22 protein-coding genes are annotated in these 25,610 nt (G+C 70.9%); 16 read left to right on the forward strand and 6 right to left on the reverse strand.

Translation table 11 applies throughout. The features are described 5' to 3' along the window. Positions 1-104 precede the first annotated feature (104 nt). From ACIQFX_RS29240 to ACIQFX_RS29260, 5 genes are all read right to left on the reverse strand, one after another. Positions 105-913, reverse strand: a protein-coding gene (locus ACIQFX_RS29240; protein ID WP_402469368.1) for an IS5 family transposase whose coding sequence is annotated in 2 segments (ribosomal slippage) — positions 105-574 and positions 574-913 — 810 coding nt in all. Because the reading frame shifts where the segments join, the coding sequence is not laid out codon by codon here. 45 nt (positions 914-958) lie between these two features. Beyond that, on the reverse strand, positions 959-1,222 hold the full coding sequence (locus ACIQFX_RS29245) for a hypothetical protein (RefSeq protein WP_402469370.1): 264 nt from the start codon (positions 1,220-1,222) through the stop codon (positions 959-961). A 28-nt stretch (positions 1,223-1,250) separates the two neighbouring features. After that, positions 1,251-2,681, reverse strand: coding sequence for a flotillin family protein (locus tag ACIQFX_RS29250; RefSeq protein WP_402469374.1), 1,431 nt, complete (start codon positions 2,679-2,681; stop codon positions 1,251-1,253). Between the two features lie 54 nt (positions 2,682-2,735). After that, a complete protein-coding gene (locus tag ACIQFX_RS29255; RefSeq protein ID WP_402469376.1) occupies positions 2,736-3,242 on the reverse strand; it encodes a hypothetical protein in 507 nt (168 codons plus the stop codon). A gap of 93 nt (positions 3,243-3,335) precedes the next feature. Next, complete coding sequence (locus ACIQFX_RS29260; RefSeq protein WP_402469380.1) at positions 3,336-4,229, reverse strand: alpha/beta fold hydrolase; 894 nt, start codon at positions 4,227-4,229, stop codon at positions 3,336-3,338. Between the two features lie 109 nt (positions 4,230-4,338). Between ACIQFX_RS29260 and ACIQFX_RS29265 the strand changes: the two genes are divergently transcribed. From ACIQFX_RS29265 to ACIQFX_RS29330, 14 genes are all read left to right on the forward strand, one after another. Beyond that, entirely contained in the window at positions 4,339-5,730 is a 1,392-nt protein-coding gene (locus ACIQFX_RS29265) for a TrkH family potassium uptake protein (protein ID WP_402469383.1), read from the forward strand. Continuing rightward, a complete protein-coding gene (locus ACIQFX_RS29270; RefSeq protein ID WP_402469385.1) occupies positions 5,723-6,445 on the forward strand; it encodes a potassium channel family protein in 723 nt (240 codons plus the stop codon). Before ACIQFX_RS29265 ends, ACIQFX_RS29270 begins: the two co-directional genes overlap by 8 nt. 74 nt (positions 6,446-6,519) lie before the next feature. Further along, positions 6,520-6,819 carry a hypothetical protein gene (locus ACIQFX_RS29275; protein WP_402469388.1) on the forward strand — a complete coding sequence of 100 codons (300 nt, stop codon included), beginning with the start codon at positions 6,520-6,522 and terminating at the stop codon, positions 6,817-6,819. Next, the gene (locus tag ACIQFX_RS29280) at positions 6,816-7,148 is read left to right on the forward strand and encodes a hypothetical protein (protein ID WP_402469391.1); all 333 of its coding nucleotides are present in this window, start codon (positions 6,816-6,818) and stop codon (positions 7,146-7,148) included. Before ACIQFX_RS29275 ends, ACIQFX_RS29280 begins: the two co-directional genes overlap by 4 nt. Next, entirely contained in the window at positions 7,145-8,197 is a 1,053-nt protein-coding gene (locus tag ACIQFX_RS29285) for a PucR family transcriptional regulator (protein WP_402469394.1), read from the forward strand. The genes ACIQFX_RS29280 and ACIQFX_RS29285 overlap by 4 nt, the downstream gene beginning before the upstream one ends. Positions 8,198-8,375: 178 nt before the next feature. Beyond that, entirely contained in the window at positions 8,376-8,798 is a 423-nt protein-coding gene (locus ACIQFX_RS29290; protein ID WP_402469397.1) for a hypothetical protein, read from the forward strand. 42 nt (positions 8,799-8,840) lie between these two features. Continuing rightward, entirely contained in the window at positions 8,841-10,853 is a 2,013-nt protein-coding gene (locus tag ACIQFX_RS29295) for a flotillin family protein (RefSeq protein WP_402469400.1), read from the forward strand. An 89-nt stretch (positions 10,854-10,942) separates the two neighbouring features. Next, the gene (locus ACIQFX_RS29300) at positions 10,943-15,787 is read left to right on the forward strand and encodes a DNA repair ATPase (RefSeq protein WP_402469403.1); all 4,845 of its coding nucleotides are present in this window, start codon (positions 10,943-10,945) and stop codon (positions 15,785-15,787) included. Positions 15,788-15,858: 71 nt separating this feature from the next. Next, positions 15,859-16,038 (forward strand): hypothetical protein, encoded by a 180-nt coding sequence (locus ACIQFX_RS29305; RefSeq protein ID WP_402469405.1) that lies wholly within the window; start codon positions 15,859-15,861, stop codon positions 16,036-16,038. 394 nt (positions 16,039-16,432) lie between these two features. Continuing rightward, positions 16,433-17,977, forward strand: a complete 1,545-nt coding sequence (locus tag ACIQFX_RS29310; RefSeq protein ID WP_402469407.1) for an alanine/glycine:cation symporter family protein — start codon at positions 16,433-16,435, stop codon at positions 17,975-17,977. Between the two features lie 227 nt (positions 17,978-18,204). Next, positions 18,205-19,503, forward strand: a complete 1,299-nt coding sequence (gene nhaA / locus ACIQFX_RS29315) for a Na+/H+ antiporter NhaA (protein WP_402469409.1) — start codon at positions 18,205-18,207, stop codon at positions 19,501-19,503. A 648-nt stretch (positions 19,504-20,151) separates the two neighbouring features. Further along, on the forward strand, positions 20,152-21,336 hold the full coding sequence (locus ACIQFX_RS29320) for a molybdopterin-dependent oxidoreductase (protein ID WP_402469411.1): 1,185 nt from the start codon (positions 20,152-20,154) through the stop codon (positions 21,334-21,336). 5 nt (positions 21,337-21,341) lie between these two features. After that, the gene (locus ACIQFX_RS29325) at positions 21,342-21,821 is read left to right on the forward strand and encodes a hypothetical protein (protein ID WP_402469958.1); all 480 of its coding nucleotides are present in this window, start codon (positions 21,342-21,344) and stop codon (positions 21,819-21,821) included. Positions 21,822-21,929: 108 nt separating this feature from the next. Continuing rightward, positions 21,930-22,238, forward strand: a complete 309-nt coding sequence (locus ACIQFX_RS29330) for a TfoX/Sxy family protein (protein WP_402469413.1) — start codon at positions 21,930-21,932, stop codon at positions 22,236-22,238. 248 nt (positions 22,239-22,486) lie between these two features. Here ACIQFX_RS29330 and ACIQFX_RS29335 read toward each other — a convergent pair whose 3' ends face one another. Further along, entirely contained in the window at positions 22,487-23,935 is a 1,449-nt protein-coding gene (locus ACIQFX_RS29335; protein ID WP_402469416.1) for a glycosyltransferase 87 family protein, read from the reverse strand. Between the two features lie 112 nt (positions 23,936-24,047). On the opposite strand from ACIQFX_RS29335, the gene ACIQFX_RS29340 reads away from it, so the two are divergent. Then, the gene (locus ACIQFX_RS29340) at positions 24,048-25,190 is read left to right on the forward strand and encodes a molybdopterin-dependent oxidoreductase (protein ID WP_402469419.1); all 1,143 of its coding nucleotides are present in this window, start codon (positions 24,048-24,050) and stop codon (positions 25,188-25,190) included. Then, a complete protein-coding gene (locus ACIQFX_RS29345; protein WP_402469422.1) occupies positions 25,190-25,594 on the forward strand; it encodes a hypothetical protein in 405 nt (134 codons plus the stop codon). Before ACIQFX_RS29340 ends, ACIQFX_RS29345 begins: the two co-directional genes overlap by 1 nt. Positions 25,595-25,610 lie beyond the last annotated feature (16 nt).

Raw genomic sequence — 25,610 nt, forward strand, 5'->3', positions numbered from 1 at the left:
CGATCCACGGCCGGGAGTTCCTCTTCGCCACGAACGGCCCAACGAGCAACCAAACCGACAGTCACATGATCAACGGCTTCTGTTAGGACCTCTTACTGATCGTTTCAGAATGAGGTTCGGAGGCGGCGGAGACATATGAGGCTGCAGGCCAGTTCGAGCAGGCCCTGATGGAGATCGGCGCGTCGCTCGTAGCGGATGCGGAGTCGTTTGAACTGGTGCAGCCAGGCGAATGCGCGCTCTACGACCCAGCGCACCTTGCCCAGCCCGGAGCCGTGGGCGACGCCGCGCCGGGCGATCAGGGGTTTGACACCGCGCTTCCACAGCAGGCGGCGGTACTTGTCGAAGTCGTAGCCCCGGTCGGCGTACAGGCGCCGGGGCTTGCGGCGGGGACGTCCACGCAGGCCCCGGATCGGCGGGACGGCGTTCAGCAGCGGCAGGAGCTGGGTGACGTCGTGCCGGTTGCCGCCGGTGAGCGTGACGGCGAGCGGGGTTCCATGGCGGTCGACGATCAGATGGTGCTTGGAGCCGGGACGGGCACGGTCGACGGGCGAGGGGCCGACATGGTCCCCCCTTTGAGCGCCCGGACGTGCGAGCCGTCCACGGCGCAGTCGTCCAGGTCCAACAAGTCCGCGCGGCGCAGCTCGGCCAGCAGGGCGGCGTGCAGGCGCGGCCAGACGCCGGCCTCGGTCCAGTCCCGCAGTCGGCGCCAGGCCGTGACTCCGGAGCAGCCCACGGTCTCGGCCGGGACATCGCGCCAGGCGACGCCGGTCCGCAGGACGTACATGATGCCGGCGAGAGCCGCCCGGTCCGGAACGCGAAGCCGCCCGGGATGACGGCGGCGGCGTTCGGGAGCGGGCGGCAGCAGCGAAGCTACCCGCTCCCACAGGTCGTCAGGAACAAGATCAGCACGCACCCGGACACCCTGCCGACCAAGATCGTCGAGCGCAAGGCCCGCAGCTCAGCCCATTCTGAAACGATCAGTTAGAGCACGCCACTGATTCGTCTTGCTGCTCGCGTAGCCCCTGACGCGGAACTCCAGAGCGATGCTGCGGAAGATCGTCGCGGCGTGGAGTGGGAAGAGCAACGCGAAGCCCATGCCGAGCAGCATTCCCTCGGGCGCGAAAGGGGGAAGCCGGGGGGCGACGGTGTAGGCGGACGCGGACAACGCCGCAGCGCCCAGGGTCAATTGCAGCCCCGCGTGCACCGTAAAGCTCTTTCGCATGCCGTCCCCCCTCCGTCGGACTGGTGTCTCAGTCGGTGATCTCGACCGGAGTGCCGGCAGCTGTGGGAGGCACCGCAGCTTCGGGCGTCGGCTTCTTCTGGGTGATGCCCTGGAGGAGCGAGGCGAGGTCCATGCCCGTCGTGGAGGAGAGCAGTTCCATGCCCTGGGTGACGTTGTCCGTGACGGTGCGGGTCAGCCGACTCGCTCCGTCGGTGGAGATGACGGTCATCTTGTCGACGGCGGCGAGCGGTTCGGCGGCCTTGGCGACGACCTGGGGCAGGACCTCGACGAGCATCTGCAGGACGGCGGCGTCACCGTACTGTGCGAAGGCGTCTGCCTTCTTCCGCATGGCCTCGGCCTCCGCCGCGCCCTTGGCGCCGATGGCGGCGGCCTCGGCCTCGCCCTCGATGCGTACGGCCTCGGCGAGCGCGGCGCGCTGGGCCTTCTCGCCCTCACCGGTCAGCCGGGCCCGCTCGGCGGCGGCCTCGGCCTCCTTCACCAGGGCGATGCGGCGGGCCTCCGCCTCCTGCTCGGCCTGGTAGCGGGCGGCGTCGGCGGGCTTGCGGACCTGGGTGTCGAGCTGACGGTCGGTCAGGGCGGCCTGACGGGCGGCCACCTTCTCCTGCTCGGAGAGGATGTCCTGCTGTCGGGCGGCCTCGGCGAGCGGTCCCGCCGCGTTGGCCTGGGCGGCGGCCTCGTCCGTCTGGGCCTTGATCTCGGCCTGCTTCAGGTAGAGGGTCCGCTGGGCGATCGCGATCTCCTCCTCCGCCTTGAGGCGGGCCTGCTCGGCGGCGCGACGGGCGACGGCCTCGGCGATGTCGGCCTCCTGCTTGGCGCGGGCGGCCTCCGGGCGGCCGAGGTCCTCCAGATAGGAGCCTTCGGTGGTGATGTCCTGGATCTGGAAGGCGTCGAGCACCAGGCCCTGCCCGGAGAGGCTCGCCTCGGCCTCCTCGGCAACCTGCCCGGCGAACGCGGCCCGGTCACGGATGATGTCCTCCACCGACATCCGCCCCACGATCGAGCGCAGCGCACCGGAGAGCACCTCCTGGGTGAAGCCGACGATGCCGTTCTGCTGCATGAGGAACCGCTGGGCGGCGGCCCGGATGGAGTCCTCGGTGCCACCGACCTTGACGATCGCGACGCCTTCGAGGTTGGCCTTGACCCCGCGCAGGGTGACTGCGCCGCGTACGGCGACGGGGATGTGCCGGCTGGACAGGTCGAGGCTGAACTTCTGCTGCACGAACGGCACGACGAAGACCCCGCCGCCGACCACGACCTTCTGGCCGCTGTTGTCCGTGTACTCCCGGCCGGTGGCCGGGTCGGTGGTTTTCTTGCCGCGCCGGCCGGTGATGATGAACGCCTCGCTGGGACCGGCGACTTTGTAGCGCGTGATGACGACGAGGCCGAGCAGGACGACCAGGACGACGATGCCCACCACGGAGGTGAGGACAGGGCTCATGACGAAACCCCCTTCGATCAGTACGAACGATGAAGAACAGCAGCCGGCGAGCGGTCAGCGTTCGACGGGACGGACGGTCACGGACGTCGGCGAGAGCACGGACTCGACCCACACCTCGGTGCCGCGTGCGACGGGCACATCGGCCTTCGCCGCGTACTTCACGGGCTGGCCCGCGAGATGCAGCAGCACCTCGCCGTAACCGCCGGCGGGGATCGCCGTCACCACCGAGCCGCTCGACCCGGTCAGGTCCTCGCCCCTCGGTGCGGGCGCGGAACCGTCGCGCATCAACGCCCGGCTGAACCTCCATGTCAGCCAGGCCACGCCGACCCCCGTGACCACGCCCGCACCGGTGGCGGCCCCCGCCCCCGTACCGGTGGTGCCGAGCACGAGCGCCCCCGTGAATCCGAGGGCCGACACGAACCCGGCGATCACCGGCAACGACAGAAACCCGTCCAGCCCCCCGTCGAACCCGTCGAGGACCCCCTCCGACACCCCGTCGAAGACCAGGGACAGGACCAGCAGCACCAGACCCCCGATGCCGAGACCGAGAAACCAGACCATGTCCCCGCTCCTTCGGCTGCCGGGTTTGTTCTGCCGTCCGGGCCATCGTGGCAGCGAAGCGCACATGCGTTCACTGCCGGACCTCGGCAGTCTTTACGCGCTCTTAATGCCGTGATCGCGCGGAGGGAGGAACTCGGCGACGAGAGCGGCCATGCGCGCGGGCGCCTCCTCCGGGACGAGGTGCCCCATACCCGGGATGACGTGCAAGGGGACTCCGAGCCGCCGTTCCACGGTGGGGCCGAGCGCGGGGTGGGGCAGGAACGTGTCCCGGGAGCCCACCATCACCAGGCACGGCGTCGACCTCGCCCTGTCGAGAGCGGCGGCAGGAAGCGGTGAGGGGGCCAGGCTGCTGCGACACGAGCGGCCCACCAGCTGCATCCACGCGGCGAGTTCCGGCTGCACACTCCCCTCGGGGCCTGTCATGCACCCCAGCAGTTTCCGGGTGCTCGAAGCCGAGGGGCGGAGCAGCCACGGCAGGGTCGCCCCCAGCGCGGACGCGCCGAGGCGCAGCCGCATGAGGCCGCCGGGCGACACGAGGACGCGGCCGGCGATGAGGTCCGACGGGCAGGCGAGCGCGATGGCGGCACCGAGCGAGTGGCCTACGACGACAGCCGGTTCCCGTGTGACCTGGGGCAGGGCCTCCGCCGGCCACCCGGCGTACCAGTCCATGCGGGAACGGGAACGGGGTCGCCGGCCGGAGCTGAGACCGGGCTGCCCGGGCACGTCGAGGACGACCAGTCGGCCGACCTCGGCGAGCGCCTCCATGAGGCTGGTCGACACGGCCGCGTTCATGTTCGTCCCGGGGATCAGGACCACCGTTGCCGCTCGTACCCCGGGGAACGCCTCGACGACGACCACGCCGGTCGGCCCGGCCGCCGTGTCGATCCGCCGCCGCTCGTGGGCGACCGGCCAGGCGGAGAGACGCTGCGCGCACCAGGAGCGAATCCGGTCCTGCGCGGCCTGGCTGCGGTAGATCGAGGACGGCATGGGCGCATCGTAGGGAGCCTGCTGGGTGTGCGGCAGGCCCCCGGGTAAGGTGACGGCCGTTCTTGACGTATCGCATACGCGCTGCCGCAACCGCGCGTGTACACACTGGATGAAGGGGCCTGTCACCGTGGTGACCGCCGTGCGCCGACGGGCTCGTTCGTTCTTCTCCGCTCACCCTGCCCGGACCGTCGTCCTCGCCTTCGCCACCGCCGTCCTGATCGGGACCGGGCTGCTGATGCTGCCGACGGCCGCCGAGGACGGCGGAGCCACCGATCCACTGACGGCGCTGTTCACGTCGACGTCCGCGGTCTGCGTCACCGGACTGGCCGTCGTGGACACCGGTACGTACTGGAGCGGCTTCGGCGAGGGCGTGATCCTGGCGCTGGTCCAGGTCGGCGGATTCGGCATCATGACCATGGCCTCGCTCCTTGCCCTTCTGGTCTCGGGCCGGCTGCGCCTGCGGATGCAGCTGACCGTGCAGGCCGAGACGAAGAGCCTCGGCTTTGGAGACGTACGCAGAGTTCTGCTGGGAGTCGCCGGTACGACCCTGATGGTCGAGCTCGCGGTCGGCGCGTTCCTCGCCCTGCGCTTCCGGTTCGGCTACGGATACGGCATCGGTGACTCGGCTTACCTCGGCTTCTTCCACGCCGTCTCCGCGTTCAACAACGCGGGCTTCGGCCTCCACGCCGACAGCCTCACCCGCTACGCCCGGGACGCCTGGGTCACCCTGCCCATCGCCGCCGCGGTGATCCTCGGCGGCATCGGCTTCCCGGTCCTGCTGGAGATGCTGCGGCACCGCAACCGCGCTCGTGCCACCGGCCGGAAGAACTGGACCCTGCACACCAAGCTCACCGTCATCACCACGCTCGCGCTCCTCGCTGTCGGAACCGTGCTCACGGCGCTGCTGGAGTGGACCAACCCGGCCACGCTCGGTGCCCATGACGTCTGGGGCAAGCTCCTCAACAGCTTCTTCTATTCGGCGATGAGTCGCACGGCCGGCTTCAACTCGCTGGATATCGGAGCCCTTGAGGCTTCGACCCTGCTGATGACCTGCATGCTGATGTTCATCGGAGGCGGCAGCGCCGGTACGGCGGGCGGCATCAAGGTCACCACCTTCGCCGTCCTCGCCGCCGCGATCCTCGCCGAGGTCCGCGGTGAGCCGACTTCGGCCGTTCTCGGCCGCCGACTCGCCCCCCACGTGCTGCGGCAGGCGCTGACCGTGGCTCTGCTCGGGGTGGGGATGGTCATGTCCGCAACGCTCGTGCTGCTCTCGGTGAGCAAGGCGTCGTTCGAGGCGGTGCTCTTCGAGGTCGTCTCCGCCTTTGCGACCGTGGGCCTCTCGACGGGGATCACCGCCGACCTTCCGGGCAGCGGGCAGCTCGTCCTCGTCGCATTGATGTTCATCGGCCGTATCGGCCCCATCACCCTGGTCTCCGCGCTTGCCCTGCGCGAGCGCACACGCCGCTACGAACTCCCTGAGGAGCGACCCGTCATTGGCTAGCCATCTGCACAACCTGCGCAATCGGCGTCGGCTCCGCCGGACGGCTGAAGAGCACCGGAAACAGCAGGACCAGCGGGTCGCCGTCATCGGTCTCGGACGCTTCGGCAGCTCCCTCGCCAACGAGCTGATGCGCCGTGGCTGGGACGTCCTCGGCATCGACGGCGACGCCCGCCTCGTCCAGAAGTACAGCGACCAGCTCACCCACGCCGCCGTCGCGGATGCGACCGACCCCGAGGTGCTGAACCAGCTCGGCGTGCACGAGTTCACGAGTGCCGTGGTCGGTATCGGCAGCGACATCGAGGCGAGCATCCTCATCAGCTCCAATCTCCTCGACGCCGGCGTCCCCAACATCTGGGCGAAGGCGATCAGCCGTCAGCACGGGCAGATCCTGGAGCGGCTCGGTGTCCACCACATCGTGCTTCCCGAGCACGAGATGGGCGAGCGGGTGGCCCATCTGGTCACCGGGCGGATGCTCGACTTCATCGAGTTCGACGATGACTATGCGCTGGTCAAGACCGTTGCCCCGAACGTGGCGACCGGCAGGCCCCTGGGCCAGTCGCAGGTGCGCAGCCGCTACGGCGTGACCGTCGTCGGCATCAAGCGCCCTGGCGAGGACTTCACCTACGCGACCGCCGAGACGGTCGTGGAGAAGGGCGACATCATCGTCGTCACCGGCAAGACCCGCGCCGTCGAGGCCTTCACAGAACTTCCCTGACCAGTAGGATCGTGCGGCGGTGATCCGGGAAGTCTGGTCGGCGCAGTCTTCCGCCTGCCCCGAAGGACCCGGCCATGCCCCTCACCTTGATCCTGATCGCCCTCTTCGCGCTCGCCTTCCTCCTCTTCAGCATCGTGCTGTGCGTACGCGTGTGGTGGATGACCGAGCTGCCCCTGTGGCGCCGGATCCTGCCTACGCTGCTGCTGTGCCTGGCCCTGGCGGCGAGCATAGGCCGCGCCTGGGGAATCACCGCCGTAGCCGAAGCCGTCGCCTTCCCCTTGAACGCGGCCACCGCGCTCCTCGGGATGTTCGAGCTCGACCGACAGCGCTCACGGAGGTCAGCCGCCCTGGAACAGGCTGAGATCTCGCCGTGAGCACCTGGGGCAGCTGGACCCTCATCGCAGGCGGGGCTGTCCTCCTCTTGGCACCCGGCCTCGTCGTCCTCGCCGGATGGCTGCCGGGAAGCTTCCGTCACGCCCAAGCTCCGGTTCGGCTCCTCGGAGGTTCCGCCCTCGCCTTGTACGGGCTCGTCCTGGCCAACGAGGTGCCGCGCTTGGCAGGCGCGTCGAGCGGGGCGCGTGCGACGTGCGCACACGTCGGGCTGGGGCTGGCCGGCCTGACCGTGGCGCTCGTCATCCTCTACGACCTTCTCGCCGGCCGCTCCCGGCGAGGCCGACAGCAACCACCCGGGACGGGGACATGAAGGACGGAAACGTGGAGGAGTACGAGGAGCTGCTCGCGGACGTCGCGGCGAGCGGGCGGCGGCTGAACCGGGAGGAGCTCGAACGTAGCCGGGAAGCGGGGGAGCGGGCCGCAGGCGAGGGGCTCGCGCTGCGTGCCCTGATCGGCCGGCATCTGGCGGCGGTCCGCGCCGCCTGGCCCGAACAGCCACTGTCCCGGCGGACGGCCCTCGACCTGCTCACGGTCGTCGAGCAGTCCGTCGACGCCTTCGCCGGCGGCTTCGAGCGCGCCCAGCGCCTGGCGGTACGCCAGGAGGAGGCGGAACGACGGGAGTTCATCGACGACCTGCTGTACGGCCGCAGCGACATCGGTCGCATAGCCGAACGTGCGGAACGCTTCGGTCTGCGCCTGTCGCAGGCGCACGCGGTCGCCGTCGCCCGCGGGCCGCAGGCGTACAGCGAGGCCGACCCGGTCCCGCAGCAGGTCGAGCGGTCACTGATCGGGAGGTTCGGCGACCGGCACATCCTGCTCACCACCAAGGGCGGCCGGATCGTGTGCGTCGCCCCGGGCGACCAGGCCGACGTCCTGACGTACTTCGCGAAGCAGGCGTTCGCCGCCACGGGCGGCGGCCAGGTGGCGATCGGCCGGCCCCAGCCCGGCCCGCGCGGTGTCGTCCACTCCTACGAGGAGGCTCTCGGCGCCCTCGACCTCGCCGACCGCCTCGACCTCGACGCGCCCCTCCTGCACGCAGCCGACCTCCTCGTCTATCCGGTCCTCACCCGGGACCGGCAGGCCATGGAGGACCTCGTCGGCAGCGCCCTCGGCCCCCTGACGTCGGCGCGCGGCGGAGCGGAACCCCTGCTGGACACGTTGACCGCTTTCTTCGACTCCGGATGCGTCACCACCCAGGCCGCCCGCCACCTCAACCTGTCGGTACGGGCGGTCACGTACCGACTCGACCGCATCCACCGCCTCACCGGCGTCGACCCCGCCGACCCGGCCAGCCGCTACACCCTCCAGACCGCCGTGATCGGCGCCCGCCTCCTCGGTTGGCCTGGAAAGGCACTCTGAGCGGCCCACCGCTCTGTCACCGTCCGGAAGGGGCGCGGCCTCGGCATCAAGAGGGCGTCAAGACTGCCGGGAACCGGCAATGCGGCCGCAGCCTCCGGAGCTTCAGAATGGCTCTGGCGGCGGCGCGCCCTGTGCGCCCAATGCCGAGTTCCGGAATAGACGAGGGCGGGGGGCAGACATGTCGGAGCTCTTCGACGCGGCGTTCGGCTTTCCCGCCATGATCCTTACCGCTGCGCTCGCCGCGGTCGTCGGTTTCTGGTTGCTCGTGTTGTGCCGTGTGGTCGCGCACGACGTCTTCGACGCGGACGTGGACGCCGAAGTCCTGGGCTCCTCCGGTTGGCCCGTGGCGGTGGCCGGAACGGTGTTCATCGCGGTCGGATGGGTGCTCGACCTTTCCGGCATGGTGCTGCTCGGCAGCGCCGACCTGCCCGGACTGTTGTCCTTCCTTCTCTCCGTCGTGCTGCTCGCGGGGGCTCTGGCCTTGTCATGGCGGCTGACGAGGCGGCTGGCCGGCCGGGCGAGGAAACGCTCAGCCGTCCGCCGGCGGGCGTCGCGCCTTCGCGCCGCATCGGGCCCGCGCTCCGCGCGCCCCGCAGCCTGAGCTGCTGCGCTCCTTCTCCTTTCACCGACACGGGGTTCTCTCATGGATGCCATCACCGTGGGCATCGGCGTGCTCGTCGCCGTGGTCCTGCTCTTCGTCGTAGCCGTCGTCTTCGCACTCAGCCGGTTGTTCCGCAAGGTGGAGCAGGGCAAGGCGCTGATCGTCTCCAAGATGCGCAAGGTCGACGTCACCTTCACCGGGCAGGTGGTCCTGCCCGTCCTGCACAAGGCCGAGGTCATGGACATCTCGGTGAAGACCATCGAGATCTCCCGGACGGGCCGGGACGGGCTGATCTGCCGGGACAACATCCGCGCGGACATCCGGATTTCGTTCTTCGTCCGGGTGAACAAGACGGCCGAGGACGTCATCAAGGTCGCCCAGGCGATCGGCACCGCGCGGGCGAGCGACAAGGCGACGCTCCAGGAGCTGTTCAACGCGAAGTTCTCCGAGGCGCTCAAGTCGGTCGGCAAGCAGATGGACTTCACCGACCTTTACACCAAGCGCGAGGAGCTGCGCTTCCGGATCATCGAGGTGATCGGCATCGACCTCAACGGCTACAGCCTGGAGGACGCGGCCATCGACTACCTGGAGCAGACTCCGCTCACCCAGCTCGACGCCGGCAACATCCTGGACGCCCAGGGCATCCGCAAGATCACCGAGCTCACGGCCGTCGAGAACGTCCGTACCAACGAGCTGCGTCAGCACGAGCAGAAGGAGATCACCCGCCAGAACGTCGATGCCCGCGAGGCCATCCTGGAGCTGGAACGGCGTCAGGCGGACGCCGAGATCAGGCAGAAGCGAGAGATCGAGACTGTCCGGGCCAAGGAGGAGGCCGAGACGGCGAAGGTCGTGGAGGAGGAGCGGCTGCGGGCGCAGAGTGCCTTCCTGCGCACCGAGGAGCAGCTCGGCGTCCAGCGGGAGAACCAGGCCCGTGAGGTGGCGGTCGCGCAGAAGAACCGTGAGCGGGTCATCGCCATCGAGAACGAGCGGATCGAGAAGGACCGGCTCCTGGAGGTCATCGCGCGTGACCGGGAGACCGAACTGACCCGGATCGCCGCCGACAAGGAGGTCGAGGCCGAGCGTAGGGAGATCGCCGAGGTGATCCGCGAGCGCGTGGCGGTGGACCGTACGGTCGCCGAGCAGGAGGAGTCGATCAAGCGGCTGCGGACCGTCGAGGAGGCGGAGCGCGAGCGGCAGGCCGTCGTCATCGCCGCCGAGGCCGAGGCCCAGGAGAAGCTGGTCAAGGACATCAAGGCGGCCGAGGCCGCCGAGCAGGCCGCCGTGCACCGGGCGGCGGAGGAGCTGACCCTCGCCGAGGCCCGCCACAAGGCCGCGGACCTCGACGCCCGCGCCAAGATCCGCCTCGCCGAGGGCATCCAGGCCGAGGCCGCGGCGGAAGGTCTCGCCGCCGCGCAGGTACGGGAGAGGGAAGCCGACGCCATTGAGAAGACCGGTCGCGCCGAGGCAGAGGCCACCGAGGCCCGGCTGCGCGCGGAGGCGGAGGGCCTGCGGGCCACGGCACTCGCCGAGGCCGAGGCGATCGGCGAGAAGCTCAAGTCCGAGGCCGCGGGCCTCACGGAGAAGGCCGCCGCCATGGCCGCGCTCGACGAGGCCTCCCGCGCCCACGAGGAGTACCGGCTGCGTCTGGAGGCGGAGAAGGACATCCGGCTCGCCGGGCTCGACGTGCAGCGACAGGTGGCCGAAGCACAGGCCACGGTTCTGGCCACGGGCCTGGAGCACGCCGACATCAACATCGTGGGCGGGGAGTCCGTCTTCCTCGACCGGCTCGTGCAGTCCGTATCGCTCGGCAGGTCCGTCGACGGCTTCATGGACCACTCGCAGACCGCGCAGGCGCTGGCCGGCCCTTGGCTGAACGGCGAGGGCTCCTTCACCGAGGACCTGACCAAGGTGCTCGGCTCCCTGTCCACGGCCGACGTCCAGAACCTCAGCGTGTCCGCGCTGCTCGCGAAGGTCATGAAGTCCGGTGTCCTCGACCCGGCGGCAACGGTGAAGGAGCCGGCCGCCGGTGCGCTGAACGGCACGGCCGCGAGCTGACGGACGACGGGGGTCAGGAGGGCCGGTGGCGGGGTACGGGGGTTCCGGCCACCGGCCCTCCTGGAGGAATCGTGGAGAGGTACGGCGGGATGAACACGAAGAGCGCGAACACCGAGTCGCACGGTGCCGACGAGGACGCGTACGCGGTGCTGCGGGACCGGCTCGCGGCGCAGGCGGCCGAACTGGCCGCACGAGCAAAGGCGTTGAACGAGGAACGGACCCGCGCGTTCGGCTCGGGCGAGCTGGAGCTCACCGGGACCGGCCAGGCACGGACCGAGGACCCCTGCGTCCTGACGGACGCGGTGTCCGTCGGCGGCCTGCTGCTCCTCGGCCGCACCCGGCAGCCCGCCGCCGAGGACACGGAGCCGTCGGTCGCCGACGTCTTCGCCCTGTACGACCGAGAGCTCACCGCCCTGCCCGGGAACACGGTGCCCGGGCTGCTCGACGACCCGGCCTTCGTCCGGGAGTTCGCCGCGCTGCACCGCTACTTCCGCGGTGTGCGCCTCGTCCGGCTGCACCGTACCGAGGGACGTCTGCTCGCCGTCTTCCGTACCGGCGAGAAGGCCGACGACCTGCGCGTCCTGCGCTGGGCGGTCGCTCCGTCGGGCGCGTGCCGGTTCCTGGACGCCCGGGGCAACCGGGATCTCGTCACGCCTCCCGGCCAGGACGTCGACTGGATCGCCGCCGTCCGGGACGACCACGTGCCGGGCAGGCACCCGCACATCTCGCTCGGCGGGCGGCTGTACGTCTCCACCGTCGGCGGCGCCCTCACGGTCAAGACCGACAACGACACGGAGACCGCCGAGGGCGTGTACGCCGAACCGGTCGACGAGCCCCTGCAGTCCCTCGCCGACGCCGAGGTCGCCCACGCCGTCGTCGGCCCGCTCGTCCTCGTCCGGGTCCTGCCGTACCGGGAGGAGACCACCCGCCACCTGGTCTTCAACTCCCTCACCGGCGCCGTCGTCCGTCTCGACGGACTCGGCCGGGCCTGCCTGCGGCTCCCGGAGGACCGGGGCGTCGTGTTCCCGGGCGGGTACTGCCTCGCCGACGGCACGGTGAGGACCTTCGAGACGGACACCACCGGACTCGCCTACGACGGGTCCGTCACCTCGCCGCATGGCGAGGACGTCCTGTACGTCTTCCGCGACCCGGGCGGCGGACGGTCCGTCCTGCTCCCGTACAACCGGGTCCGTGAGGAGATCGTCCGGCCCGTCACCGGCCGTGCGCACGCGCTGCTCGACGACGGGACGACGGTCGTGCTGCGCGGGACCGGCACCGAGCCGGGCCGCGTCCATCCCGTGCAGTTCTGGCGCACCCCGTTCGCCGCCGACACCCATCTGCCTCCTGTCGGTAAGGGGCCCCTGGCGCGGATCGGCAACGCCGACCTCGTCCGCGGCATCTCCGACTGCTTCGCCATCGCCCGGCAGGCCACCGAGACAGAACCGACCGGCGAGGTGTACGAAGCGCTGCTCGCCGCCTGCGTCCGTGCCGCCGACACCCACCACTGGCTCGACGCCCCCGGGGCCGGTGACCTGGGCACCCCGCTCGCCGACCTGCGGACGACCGCCGAGCAGGTGCTCGCCGAGTTCGAGACCGTGGCGGCCCTCACCGGCCGGGCCGCCGAGGCCCTCGCGGACGCGGAGCGACGCCTCACCCGGCTCGTCCGGCAGGCCCGTGGGGAGTCACCGGCCACGGCCGAGGAGTGGATCTCCCGCCTCACCGAACTGCGCCGCGCCCAAGGCCACCTCCTCACGGTGAAGAAGCTCCGGTACGCGGACACCGACGCCGTCGACGCCCTGGCCCGCCAGGTCGACGACGACATCGCCTCTGCCGCTCAGCGGGCGGTTGCCTTCGTCCAGCGCGAGGACGCCTTCACCACCCATGCTGCCGAAGTCGAACGGCTCACCGCCGCCGCGGCCGAAGCGGACAGCGTCGCCACGACCCGCGACCTCGCCGACCGGCTCGACGAGCATGCCATCGGACTGCGCACGCTCAGCGAGGTCGTCGCCGGCCTCGACATCGCCGACGTCACCGTCCGCACCTCCATCCTCGAGCGCGTCGCCGACGTCCTGGGCGGCCTCAACCGCGCCCGAGCCGTCCTCACCGCCCGGCGCACCGAACTCCTCGACCGCGAAGGCCGAGCGGAGTTCACCGCCGAGTTCGCTCTGCTCGCCGAGGCGGTCACCGGCGCGCTCGCCGCCACGGCCACGCCCGAGGACTGCGACACACAGCTCGGCAGGCTCCTGCTCCAGCTGGAGAACCTCGAATCCCGGTTCGCCGACCACGACGGCTTCCTCGGAGAGGTTGCCGAGAAGCGGACCGAGATCCACGACGCCTTCACCGCGCGACGACAGACCCTCGCCGACACCCGCGCCCGCCGCGCCGAGCGCCTCGCCGAGTCCGCCGGCCGGATCCTCGAAGCGGTCACGCGGCGAGCCGCGACCCTCGACAGCAACGACGACGTCCACGCGTACTTCGCCTCTGACCCCATGGTCGCCAAGATCCGCCGCACCGCCGCCGAACTGCGGGACCTGGGCGACCAGGTGCGGGCCGAGGAACTGGAGGGCCGACTCACCGCCGCCCGCCAGGAGGCCGGCCGGGCCCTGCGCGACCGCACCGAACTGTACGCCGACGGCGGCGACACCCTCCGCCTCGGCCGGCACCGCTTCGCCGTCCAGCGCCAAACGCCCGAGCTCACCCTGGTCCCGCACGGCGACACCCTCGCCTTCGCCCTCACCGGCACCGACTACCGCCGCCCCGTCACCGACCCTGCCTTCGAGACCACCCGCCCCTACTGGGCGCGGACCCTGCCGTCGGAGTCCCCGGAGGTCTACCGCTCCGAATACCTGGCCGCCCGGCTCCTCGCCGAGCACGGTGCCGACGCCCTGGCCGGCGCCGATCTGCCTGCTCTCGCACGGCAGGCCGCGGAAGCCGCGTACGACGAGGGGTACGAGCGCGGGGTCCACGACCACGACGCGGCCGCGATCCTCACCGTGGTGCTCTGGCTCCGCGACGGCGCCGGACTACTCCGTCACCCGGCGGCTGCTCGGGCACACGCCCAGCTGTTCTGGGCGCACACGGCCACCGACGAGGCCCGCGCCGCCTGGTCCCGGCGCGCCGTCTCCCTCACTCGCGCCCGCGATCTCTTCGGTGCCGCACCGGCCCTCGACCTGCTCCGCCACGAACTGGCCGAGGAGATGGGCGCCCCGGCCGCCGCCGCTTACCTCGTCGAGGAACTGGCCACGGGGCCAGCCGGGTTCGCGGTTTCGGCGGAGGCGCACACCCTGCTGGACAAATTCCGCAGGGCGGTGGGAACCGGCGCGTACGACGACGACCTCGCCGCTCTCCCGGACCTCGCCGCCCGCCGGCAGCTCGTCGAGGGCTGGCTGCACGCCTACGCGGCCGCATCCGGCGAGCAGGCGGGAGCGGGAGTCCTGGCCGAGGCGGTCGCCGTCGAGCTGTGCCCCGCGCTCGACCGGTACGACGTCGAATCCCCCACCGGATCCACCGTCGCCAGCCTGATTGGCAGCCACCCGCGGCTGCGCGGCGGCTGTCTGGAGCTGCGCATCGACGAATTCCTCCACCGCACCGCCGAGTTCGGCGCCCGCGAGGTGCCGGCCTTCCTGGCCTATCAGGGGCGCAGGGCGGAGCTCGTCGCCGCCGAACGCACCCGCCTGCGGGTGGAGGAGTATCGCCCGCGGGTCATGTCCTCGTTCGTCCGCAACCGGCTGGTCGACGAGGTCTACCTACCGCTGATCGGCGACAACCTCGCCAAGCAGCTCGGCGTGGCGGGCGACACCATGCGCGTCGACAGCCATGGCCTGCTCCTGCTGCTGTCACCGCCCGGCTACGGCAAGACGACGCTCGTCGAGTACGTCGCCGAACGCCTCGGCCTGCTCCTGGTCAAGGTCGACGGCCCCGCCCTCGGCCAGGACACGATCTCCCTCGACCCCGCCGAGGCCCCCGACGCCGGGGCCCGGCGTGAACTGGAGAAGATCGCGTTCGCGCTCGCAGCCGGCAACAACGTCATGCTCTACCTGGACGACATCCAGCACTGCTCGCCCGCGTTCCTGCAGAAGTTCATCCCCCTCTGCGATGCCACCCGCAGCCTCGCCGGGCACGACCTGCGCGGCAAGCGCTTCGCCGTCTGCATGGCCGGCAACCCCTACACCGAGTCAGGGCAGCGATTCCGTGTCCCCGACATGCTCGCCAACCGCGCCGACGTGTGGAACCTCGGCGACGTCCTCACCGGCAAGGAGGACGCCTTCGCCTTCAGCTTCGTCGAGAACGCCCTCACCTCCCACCCCGACCTCGCCCCGCTGGCCGGCCGGGACCGCGTGGACCTGGACCTGCTCACCAGGCTCGCCGGCTCGGACCCCACCGCGAGCCGCGACCGCCTCACCCACCCGTACATGCCGGCCGAGCTCGACCGGATCCTCGCCGTCCTGCGTCACCTGCTGACCGCCCGTACCACCGTGCTCGCGGTGAACGAGGCGTACATCGCCTCCGCCGCCCAGGCCGACGAAGCCCGCACCGAGCCGCCGTTCCGTCTCCAGGGCTCCTACCGCAACATGAACAAGATCGCAGCCCGCATCTCGCCCGCCATGAACGACGCCGAGCTCGCCGCCGTGATCGACGACCACTACACGGCGGAGGCCCAGACCCTCACCGCCGACGCCGAGGCCAACCTCCTCAAACTTGCCACGCTGCGCGGAACCCTCACCCCCGAGCAGGTCACCCGCTGGACCGAGATCACCGCCGCCTACACCCGAACGCGGGCCTTCGCCGGGTCGGGCGACGACTCGACCGGCCGGGCGGTCGCCGCCCTCGCGCTGTTGGCGGACCGGCTCACGGCCGTGGAGACCGCCATCACCCGGGCGACTGATCCTCGCCGTCTCCTCACGCAGCCCGCCGGACGCCAGGCGGCGCACTGACCATGGAAGGGAGACACCCCATGGCCAAGCCCTTGCACGCGGCGATCGGGGAGCACCCGATCCTTTGCTTGATGTGTGACAACGACACGTTCCGCGCGCGGGAGGTGAAGCTGAACAGCACGGGGATGGAGCTCTTCGACCTGGCATGGGCCAACGAGTCGGCGACCGGCCTGATCTGTCTGTCATGCGGCTACGTCCACCTCTTCGTCAACCGCGACCTGAGGTTCTACGGGCGGCGGCGTGAGGACTGAGGGGAGGACGCTGCCCTCGGGAGGACAGGACCATTCCTTTGTAGGCTCCTGACCTGCAGAGATAAATGCACGATGAACGGACGTGGCTGTCCGGATAACGGGCGGGTCACGAGTGCTGGGCTTTTGGAAGATCACCTTCCGTTATGTGATCCGAGTCACGTGGCGTCTGCCGGGTCTCGTGGTAGGAATGCGCAACTCCGCAGGTGGCACCACCCCTCGCCGCCTCGCGGACGGCCGGTTCAGCTCCGGCCTGCTCGACCCCGGTGATCACTGTCCGAGTTTGTGGACGTCGACCCCTCGGGTCGCCGATCGGACAACGGCGTTCGCTCAAAGCCCGCACATACACCGGCGTGTCCTCCCACGCGTCGGCCCCTGCGTTACTGAGGTCCCCACCGTGTCACTCGATTCCTTCACCCAGTCCGTCGACGAGGCTGTCAGCGGATTCTTCGAGCCCATAGCCACGTGGCTGGGCGAGGTCGTCTTCTACTCCGTCCCTGTCGGGGGTACGGAGCTTCCCCTCATCGTGGCCTGGCTCGTCGTCGCCGGTCTGGTCTTCACCGGCTGGTTCGGCTTCGTCCAGCTGCGCAAGTTCAAGCTCGCCGTGAACGTGGTGCGGGGCAAGTACGACGAGAAGGGGTCGGCCGGTGAGGTCAACCACTTCCAGGCGCTGACCGCCGCCGTCTCCGGCACCGTCGGTCTCGGCAACATCGCCGGTGTGGCCGTCGCGGTCTCCATCGGTGGCCCGGGCGCCACGTTCTGGATGATCCTCTGTGGCCTGCTGGGCATGGCGACGAAGTTCGTCGAGGTCACCCTCGGTGTGAAGTACCGCGAGGTGCACGCCGACGGCACCGTCTCCGGCGGTCCGATGCACTACCTGCCCAAGGGTCTCGCCGAGCGCTTCGGCAAGAACGGCAAGACCCTCGGTAAGGTCCTCGCGGTGCTTGCCTCGTTCTTCGTGCTGTTCTTCGGCCTGTTCGGCGGCAACCTCTTCCAGGTCAACCAGTCCTACGCGCAGCTGGTCTCCGTCACCGGCGGGGAGAGCGGACTGATGGGCGGCTCCGGCGGTGCGCTGTTCTTCGGCATCCTGATCGCGGCCCTGGTCGGCATCGTGCTCCTCGGTGGCATCCGTTCGATCGCCTCCGTCACCAGCAAGCTCGTCCCGGCGATGGCCGGCATCTACATTGCCGCCTGCCTCGTCGTCATCGCCGTCCACGTCACCGCCGTCCCGGCCGCGATCTCCACGATCATCGAGGGTGCGTTCAACCCGCAGGGCGTCGCCGGCGGTGTCCTCGGCGCGCTGATCATCGGCTTCAAGCGGGCCGCGTTCTCCAACGAGGCCGGCCTCGGCTCCGCCCCGATCGCGCACTCGGCGGTCAAGACCAAGCACCCCGCGAGCGAGGGTCTGGTCGCCCTGCTTGAGCCGTTCATCGACACGGTCGTCATCTGCACGATGACTGCCCTGACCATCGTCATCGCCAACCCGGCCAGCTACGTCGAGATCCGTCAGGGCGGCGAGTCCGTCGGCGGCGTCACCATCACCTCCGACGCTTTCGCCACCGTGCTGCCCTGGTTCCCGTACATCCTGACCATCGCGGTCATGCTGTTCGCGATCTCCACGGTGCTGACCTGGGGCTACTACTGCATGAAGGCGTGGACCCACCTCTTCGGCCGCAGCAAGGTCAGCGAGGTGACCTTCAAGATCTCCTACACCCTGTTCGCGGTGGCCGGCTCCCTGCTGACCCTGCAGACCCTCATCGACATGGCCGACGCGGTGCTCTTCATGCTCGCCGTCATCAACATCATCGGCCTGTACCTCCTCGCCCCCGTCGTCAAGCGGGAGCTGAACTCCTTCCTCGCCTTCGTCAAGCGCCGCGACGCCGGCCTCGACACGGACTCCGGCGAGGACGCCGACCAGGAGCCGGTGAGGACCACCGTCTGACCGCCCCCCGGCGGACCGGCTCCCGAAGGGCCCTGCCCCCACCTCGCGCCTTGGTGGGGCAGGGCCTTTCACCCTTGTTCCAGCAGGTGAGAGACGCCTGGTGAGGCTCCCGCGCGCCCGATAGGGTGTAAACAACGCGTCAAGGGATGACGCTGGTGTGCCGGGAAGTCTGGTCGGCGTCCGAGGGTCCGCGTGCCCTTTTGTCGACATCCCCGGAGGCCCGCCCCATGACGCAGTCACGTCCCCGCAAGACCGTCTTCGGGCTCCTTCCCTGGCCCGAACGCCAGGCGGTGGCCGAGGCTCTGCGGACCGAGACGGTCGGCGGTCTGGTCCTCCTCACGGCGGCTGTCGTCGCGCTCGTCTGGGCGAACAGCCCGTGCAGCGAGGCGTACGAGTCCGTACGCGACTTCCACTTCGGCATCTCCGCCCTCGGCCTGGACCTGTCGGTCGCCCACTGGACCGCCGACGGCCTCCTCGCCGTCTTCTTCCTCGTCGCGGGCATCGAACTGAAGCGCGAGCTCGTCGTCGGCGAACTGCGCACCCCCGCCACGGCTGCCCTGCCCGTGATCGCCGCGCTGTGCGGCATGGCGGTACCGGCGGCCGTCTACACCCTCGTCGCCGCGTCCGGCGGCGGAAGCCTGGACGGCTGGGCCGTCCCGATGGCCACCGACATCGCCTTCGCCCTCGCCGTCCTCGCGGTGATCAGCACGCATCTGCCCTCTGCTCTCAGGGCGTTCCTGCTCACCCTCGCCGTCGTGGACGACCTCGGCGCCATCCTCATCATCGCGATCTTCTTCACCAGCGACCTCAGCTTCTGGGCCCTGGGCGGCGCGTTCGCCGGACTCGTCCTCTTCTACGCACTCCAGCGCTTCCGGGTCCGCGGCTGGTGGTGGTACGTGCCGCTCGGCGTCGCCGTCTGGGCGCTGATGTACAACTCCGGCGTCCACGCCACCGTCGCCGGCGTCGCCATGGGCCTGATCCTGCGCACCACCCGCGACAAGGGCGAGGAAGCCTCCCCGGGCGCCCGCGTCTCCCACCTCGTCCACCCCTTCTCCGCGGGCGTCGCCGTCCCCCTCTTCGCCCTCTTCGCCGCCGGCGTCGGCATCTCGGGCGCCGCGCTCACCCACGTCTTCACCGACCCGGAACCCCTCGGAGTCTTCGCGGGCCTGGTCGTCGGCAAGATCCTCGGCATCTTCCTCGGCACCTACCTGGCCGCCCGCTTCACACGGGCCCAGCTCAACCCCGACCTCGCCTGGGCCGACGTCTTCGGACTCGCCACGTTGGCGGGCATCGGCTTCACCGTCGCCCTCCTCATCGGCGAACTCGCCTTCCCGAACGCCACCGAGGCCGAGCACATCAAGGCCGCCGTCCTGATCGGCTCCCTCACGGCCGCCGCCCTCGCCGCCGTACTCCTGCGCCGCCGCAACCGCCTCTACAAGCGTCTCTGGGAAGACGAAGAGCGCGACGAGGACGCGGACGGCATCCCGGACATCTATCAGACCGGGTCAGCGCGCGGCAGCCGGTGACCATGGAGGACGAGGGACCGGCTCTTCTCGGCACGGCTGTCGTCGTGGCCATCCTCGTCATCCGCACAGCCATCCGCGAGATGAGGGAGCCCGGGAGTGCCCGACGCGAGTGGTCCGCGTCCGACGGCGGCGGTTCCTGGCCGTCGCCGCCGCCACGGCCCTGGTCCTCGGCACAGTGGGCTGGGAGTGTTCCGGACGGGCAGCCGTCCCGTGGGCCGTCCTCGCCGGGCTCCTGGCAGCCCGGATCTTCAGCAGCGAAAGTGACTGATGATGTTGCGGGTCGTGCGGATCGGCTGTGCACGACAGGTCTGGTCCCCACCGGGATCTTCACCTCCCTGCGCGGATGGGCCCCGCGCCGGGCGCGCGATCCCGGCGCCCATGGGAGGGCAAGGGGGCCTCGTGTGGGCGTGTCATGGACCCGGCGCGGTCTCCGGTGCGGGATGTTCGTCCCGGCGACTGTGCGTGTGCGGAGGTGTCCCGGTGGAGGCAGGCGACGGCAAGGGGAATCGGCCCGAGCCCCCGTCCCGCGCGCTGTCGGAGCCCCCGGAGCGGACGGCTCCACTGACGCGTCTGCGCGCTGTCGTGTCGGGGCCGCCGCCGGGGCCGTCGCGTCCGGAGTTCTGGCGCAGCCCGCTGCGGGGGCTGTGGATGACCGCCGTGCTCGGGCTCGTGCTACTGGTCGGCATCACGCTGCTGTTCGTGACGGGTCTGGTGTCGTACGCCGCGTACAACCCGGATCTGTCGCCGGTCAACGACCAGACACCGGACAAGGGGTGGCTCGGCTTCTACCTGTTCTCCTGGCCGACCTCGCCGTACTGGCTCTACCGGGTGAACCAGGGCGTGCACGTGGTCCTGGGTGTCGTCCTCGTGCCGGTCCTGCTGGCGAAGTTGTGGTCGGTCATCCCGAAGCTGTTCCAGTGGCCGCCCGTGCGGTCGGTCGGCCACGGCATCGAGCGTCTGTCCTTGCTCCTGCTGGTGGGCGGTGCCGGCTTCGAGTTCGCCACCGGCATCCTCAACGTGCAGCTGCACTACGTCTTCCCGGGCTCCTTCTACGTCCTGCACTTCTACGGGGCGTGGGTGTTGATCGGAGCCTTCGTCGTCCACGTGGCCTTCCGGCTGCCGCGTGCCCTCCGCGCGGTGAGGTACGGACGCGAGCTGCCGGAAGCCGGTACGGAGGAGGCGGCCGGACTCATGTCGCCCCGGCCGGCGCCGCCGACCATCTCCCGGCGCGGCGCCCTGGGCATGGTCGGACTCGGCTCCCTGGCGCTGTTCGTGGTGACGGCCGGGCAGAGCGTGGGCGGCTGGTGGCGCCAGACGGCGCTGCTCGCCCCGCACGGCCGGGATCCCGGTTCAGGACCGAACGGCTTCCAGATCAACAAGACCGCGGCATCCGTCGGGATCCGGCCCACCGACATCGGCCCCGCCTGGCGGCTGACCGTGCGCAGCGCGGGCCGCCAGGTCGTGCTGACCCGAGACGCGCTCCTGGCCATGGAGCAACACGAAGCGGCGTTGCCCATCGCCTGTGTCGAGGGCTGGTCGACCCCCGACCAGCTGTGGAGCGGCGTACGGCTGACCGACCTGGCCGCACTGGTCGGACACGGTACGGACACGCCACGGGCTCTGGTGGAATCGGTACAGCGGGGAGGGGCGTTCCGCTCCGTCGTGCTGAGGGACAACCAGGTACGCGATCACCGTTCACTGCTGGCCGTACGCGTCAACGGGGCCGTCCTCTCGGAGGACCACGGTTACCCGGCCCGGGTGATCGTCCCCGGAGCCCCCGGCGTCCACAACACCAAATGGGTCACCCGGATCACTTTCGGAGAGCCGGCATGAGCCTCATGGCCGCCCTCCGCCGCCGCTACGGAGCCTCCCCGCTCCACCTGCTCCTCGTACTGGCCTCCTTCGCCCTCGCCGCCTATGCCGGTGTGCGACTGCTGGAGGGAGACACCTTGGGCGTGGCCCTGTGGTTCGTCGGGGCAGCACTTCTGCACGACCTCGTGCTGCTCCCGTTGTACGCGGTGACCGACCGTGCCGTGCAGCATCTGTTTCCGGAGATCCCGGGGCAGGATCTGCCGAGGCCGGGCGTCAACCACGTGCGTGTTCCCCTCTTCGTCTCGGGCCTTCTGCTGCTGGTCTGGTGGCCGTTGATCCTGGGCAGGGTCGACCACTACACCGCGTACACGGGGCTCCCGGCCGACGGGTTCCTGGAGCGCTGGCTGCTGATCACGGCTGCGCTCTTCGTCGCCTCCGCAGCGATCCTCGTCGTCCGCAGGTGGCGTGAATCGGCCCTCCGAGGACGAGCGGCGCCCCGCGAGTGACGGGCACGCGAAGCCGTGCGGTGACGGCGAGGCCGGTGGCTCGGGACCGGCCCGCTGACGGCCACGCCCGCAGGGCGCGTTGTCGGGGCGCGCGGAAGAGTGGGTTCCATGACGTACGGCGAAGGGCTGGCCCAGCGGATCAGGGAGGGCCGCGGTGAGCGGCCGGACCTCACCGAGAAGCGGATCTTCGGCGGCCTGGCCTTCCTGCTGAGCGGGAACATGACCGTGGGCGTGGTCGGCGACGAGCTGGTGGGCCCCGGGCGGGCCGAGGCGGCCCTGGCCCACCCGATGGACTTCACCGGCAGGCCGAGGCGCGGCTGGGCGACCGTCGGCGGCCCCGCGCTCGCGGAGGACCGGGTCCTCGACCACTGGATCACGACGGCCGTGGGTTTCGCGAGCACGCTTCCGCCCAAGTGACAGGGCCGCGGACGGTTTCCGCTGCTCGGACCCTGGCGCTCCGGGGCGCCGATGAGGCGCGCCAGGTCCTTCCTCTGGGCTCGCCACATCGCGGACGCCATCACGGGGGCGGCGAGTGCGGCGAAGCCGCTGGGGTGCCCCGGTGGGATCACCCTGGAGCCCACGGCCGAGGGCACCTCGCTGCGCCTGGTACACAGCGGACTCCCCTCCCCGGAGGCATGCACCGCGCACGCCGAGGGCCGGCAGCACTACGTCGGCCGGCTCACCGTCCGGGCCGAGGAGGGCGTCTCCGGCCCCGATGCCTGGAGGGAGACGCCCTCGGGCTGACGCGTTCCGGTTCCGTGGCGCCGTCGCACCGCAGCGGCCGCGAGGACGAGGAGGGCCGCAAGGCCGTACGCGATCGCGGCCGTCGGCTGCCGGTGGTCGAAGACCCCGCCGAATACGTAGACGGCCGGCCCGGCCAGGGCGAAGCCGAGCCATTCCCACTGTCCGTCCAGCGCGACGAGGGCGACCAGGAGCAACGCGTACCAGGAATAGCCCGGCGTGAGGAGGGCGAACGCCCAGCCCGTGACCAGCAGCGCGCCGCTCCACGGGCGGCGCGGGTCGCCGCGTCGCATCACGTACAGGGACACGCCCGCCATGCTGACCAGGACCACCGGGAGTGCCCAGCTGTCGGGCAGGACCAGGCGGAGCAGCGCGTACCGGGATCCGGCGGCGGGGTCGTCGTAGCCTTCCTCCTCCACGTAGCCACCGAGGTAGCCGAAGACGGACCCGTCCGAGACGAGGACGTAGGGCGTGTAGGCGAGCGCGACGAAAGCGGCGGCGGGCAGCAGCACGGCGGCCGCGTTGCGGACCCGGCGGACTCCGGACAGTGCCCCCGGCAGGACGACGGCGGGCATGAGTTTGGCGGCGATGGCGGCGCCGATGACCAGCCCGCCGGCCGATCTGCGGTCGGGAAGGACGGCGACGAGCCCGAGGCCGATCACGGCCAGCAGCGCCCCGAGGACGTCCACATGCGCGTTGTTGACCGCTTCGATGGGGACGACGGGGCACCAGGCCCAGTAGGCGGCCCGCCGCAGATCCGTGCCCCTGCGGCGCAGGATCAGCAGGACCGCTCCGGTGACGCCCAGGGAGATCAGGCCCGAGCCGATCTGGAGCGGCTTGTGCCGGGCACCCGCCGGAGAGAGTCGGTCGACGGTGAGGAAGTACGTCTCGGCGACGGGCGGGTAGATGGTACGCACGGCGGGCCGGTTGAGTCGCGTGCAGTGCGGTACCGGGCCGGCATGGGGGATGCGGGCCCGGTCCGGGCCGCCGCAGGCCGCCCCGGTGGGAAAGAGCCAAGCGTCGCGCAGCCGAACCAGCTCCGGGTCCTGAGGGGCATGGTCGTACGGGGAGATCCCGGCCGACTGGACGCGGCCGTCCCAGGCGTACCGGTACGCGTCGGTGCTGGTCCGGGGCGGCGCCACAAGACCGGTCACCGTGACGGCGAGCGCGCCGGCCACGAGCAGGGGTACGACATGCGAGGACGGAACCCGGCGCAGCGCGACCAGAGCGCCGGCGAACAGCACCCAGCACGCCGCGTACCACCGGAACAGCCCGCCCGGGTCGGCGAAGTAGCCGTCGTACCGGAGGGTGAGGACGAGGACGGTGGTGAGTGCGGCGAGGACCGTTGCGGTGAGAGCGGTGCGTGGATTCACCTCCGCAGCGTTCCAGGAAGGGCCCTCGAACACGGTCGGGCGCCCCGCGCGTCCGTGTTTCGTAAGGTGTTCCGATCACCTACGGGGGCCCTGCCGGGGGTGTCATGGGCTCATGCGCCTCACTCCGCCTCCCGGACCGCCGATCACCTTCACGGCGCGTCTGCACGATGGCCGTACCGCGACCGCGATCGGTCGCGGGCTCGGGCTCGCCGTCGTCGTCTGCTTCGCGACCGGTGTGCTCAGCCACTACCTCCAGCACCCGCCCGGCCTGCTCGCCGACCGGCTGCCCAGCCGCCCGTACTGGGGCTACCGGCTCACCCAGGGGCTGCACGTGGCCTCGGGAATCGCCGCGATCCCGCTGCTGGCGGCCAAGTTGTGGGCGGTCTACCCCAGGCTCTTCGCGTGGCCGCCGGTCCGGTCGGTCCGGCACGCGCTGGAACGCCTCTCGGTGGCGGTACTCGTCTCCGCGGGGATCTTCGAGCTGGTCACCGGGCTGCTGAACACGTACCAGTGGTACCCCTGGCCGTTCTCCTTCGTACCGGTCCACTACGCTGTCGGCTGGCTGCTGCTGGGATCCCTGCTGCTCCACGTCGCCGTGCAATGGCCCAGGATCCGCGACCACTTCACCCGCCGCTCCCCGGGGACCCTTTCCCTGCCGGCCGCCGACGGACCGGACCGTCGTCAGCTGCTGGCGGCCATCGGGGCAGGGGTCGGTGCCGTGACGCTGACGACGGTCGGCCAGTCCGTCACTGCGCTCGGACCCCTGGAGCTGTTCGGCCCGCGCAGTCCCGGCCACGGGCCGCAGGGACTGCCGATCAACCGCACAGCTGCCGCGGCCCGCGTCACCGAGGCGTCCCTGGCCGACTGGCGGTTGACCGTCGCCGGACCACGCCCGTACAGCCTCACCCTGGAGGAACTGCGCGCGATGCCGCAGTACGAGGTGAGCCTGCCCCTCGCATGCGTCGAGGGCTGGAGCAAAGCCGCCTCGTGGAAGGGGGTACGGGTGCGCGATCTGCTGGACCGGGCAGGCGGCGGCCCCCGAGCGCGGTGCCGTGTGGTGTCACTGGAGGCGGCGGGCGCGTACCGCATGACGGAGATGGGCCGTACGTACGCCCAGGACCCGCTCACCCTCTTGGCGTTGGGCCTGAACGGAGAGGTCCTTTCCCTGGATCACGGCTATCCGGCGCGGATCATCGCCCCGAACCGGCCCGGAGTGCTCCAGACCAAGTGGGTCGGCCGACTGGAGGTGCTGTGATGGTGTTCCGGTACGTGCTGGGCGGCAGTGGACTCGTCCTGATGGCCTTCGGCGGTGCCCTGGTACTGGACCAGCCGGAGCCGTGGCGCGTCGGCGTGTGGCTCGCGGGTGGGCTCCTCGTGCACGACGGGCTGATCGCACCGCTCGTCCTCGCGATCGGCGCGCTCGCCGCGGCGGCGGGTCTGCGCCTGCGTGGAGTGCCACGCGCCGCGCTGGTCGTCGCGGGCGCGCTGACGGCGGTCGCCCTGCCACCGCTGCTGCGCCCCGAGGGCGTGGCCAATGCGACGGTCCTGCCGCTGGACTACGCGCGGAACTGGCTTCTCGCGATGGCGGTCGTCGCCCTGGCTTCGGTTGCGTACGTCGCGGCGCGCGCGTGCCTGCGACGGGCGGCTCGGCGGCGGTGAGCCGGGGCCGCTGTGG

This window comes from Streptomyces sp. NPDC093089, from assembly GCF_044754405.1.
In the GTDB taxonomy this organism is placed as follows: domain Bacteria; phylum Actinomycetota; class Actinomycetes; order Streptomycetales; family Streptomycetaceae; genus Streptomyces.

Coding starts and splice junctions, on each gene's coding strand:
- ACIQFX_RS29290 (WP_402469397.1), top strand. CDS start 8,376: ATGTCGGAGCTCTTCGACGCGGCGTTCGGCTTTCCCGCCATGATCCTT.
- ACIQFX_RS29305 (WP_402469405.1), top strand. CDS start 15,859: ATGTGTGACAACGACACGTTCCGCGCGCGGGAGGTGAAGCTGAACAGC.
- ACIQFX_RS29325 (WP_402469958.1), top strand. CDS start 21,342: ATGGCCGCCCTCCGCCGCCGCTACGGAGCCTCCCCGCTCCACCTGCTC.
- ACIQFX_RS29265 (WP_402469383.1), top strand. CDS start 4,339: ATGAAGGGGCCTGTCACCGTGGTGACCGCCGTGCGCCGACGGGCTCGT.
- ACIQFX_RS29295 (WP_402469400.1), top strand. CDS start 8,841: ATGGATGCCATCACCGTGGGCATCGGCGTGCTCGTCGCCGTGGTCCTG.
- ACIQFX_RS29275 (WP_402469388.1), top strand. CDS start 6,520: ATGCCCCTCACCTTGATCCTGATCGCCCTCTTCGCGCTCGCCTTCCTC.
- ACIQFX_RS29255 (WP_402469376.1), bottom strand. CDS start 3,242: ATGGTCTGGTTTCTCGGTCTCGGCATCGGGGGTCTGGTGCTGCTGGTC.
- ACIQFX_RS29345 (WP_402469422.1), top strand. CDS start 25,190: ATGGTGTTCCGGTACGTGCTGGGCGGCAGTGGACTCGTCCTGATGGCC.
- ACIQFX_RS29320 (WP_402469411.1), top strand. CDS start 20,152: ATGACCGCCGTGCTCGGGCTCGTGCTACTGGTCGGCATCACGCTGCTG.
- ACIQFX_RS29330 (WP_402469413.1), top strand. CDS start 21,930: ATGACGTACGGCGAAGGGCTGGCCCAGCGGATCAGGGAGGGCCGCGGT.
- ACIQFX_RS29285 (WP_402469394.1), top strand. CDS start 7,145: ATGAAGGACGGAAACGTGGAGGAGTACGAGGAGCTGCTCGCGGACGTC.
- ACIQFX_RS29300 (WP_402469403.1), top strand. CDS start 10,943: ATGAACACGAAGAGCGCGAACACCGAGTCGCACGGTGCCGACGAGGAC.
- ACIQFX_RS29245 (WP_402469370.1), bottom strand. CDS start 1,222: ATGCGAAAGAGCTTTACGGTGCACGCGGGGCTGCAATTGACCCTGGGC.
- ACIQFX_RS29250 (WP_402469374.1), bottom strand. CDS start 2,681: ATGAGCCCTGTCCTCACCTCCGTGGTGGGCATCGTCGTCCTGGTCGTC.
- ACIQFX_RS29340 (WP_402469419.1), top strand. CDS start 24,048: ATGCGCCTCACTCCGCCTCCCGGACCGCCGATCACCTTCACGGCGCGT.
- ACIQFX_RS29260 (WP_402469380.1), bottom strand. CDS start 4,229: ATGCCGTCCTCGATCTACCGCAGCCAGGCCGCGCAGGACCGGATTCGC.
- nhaA (WP_402469409.1), top strand. CDS start 18,205: ATGACGCAGTCACGTCCCCGCAAGACCGTCTTCGGGCTCCTTCCCTGG.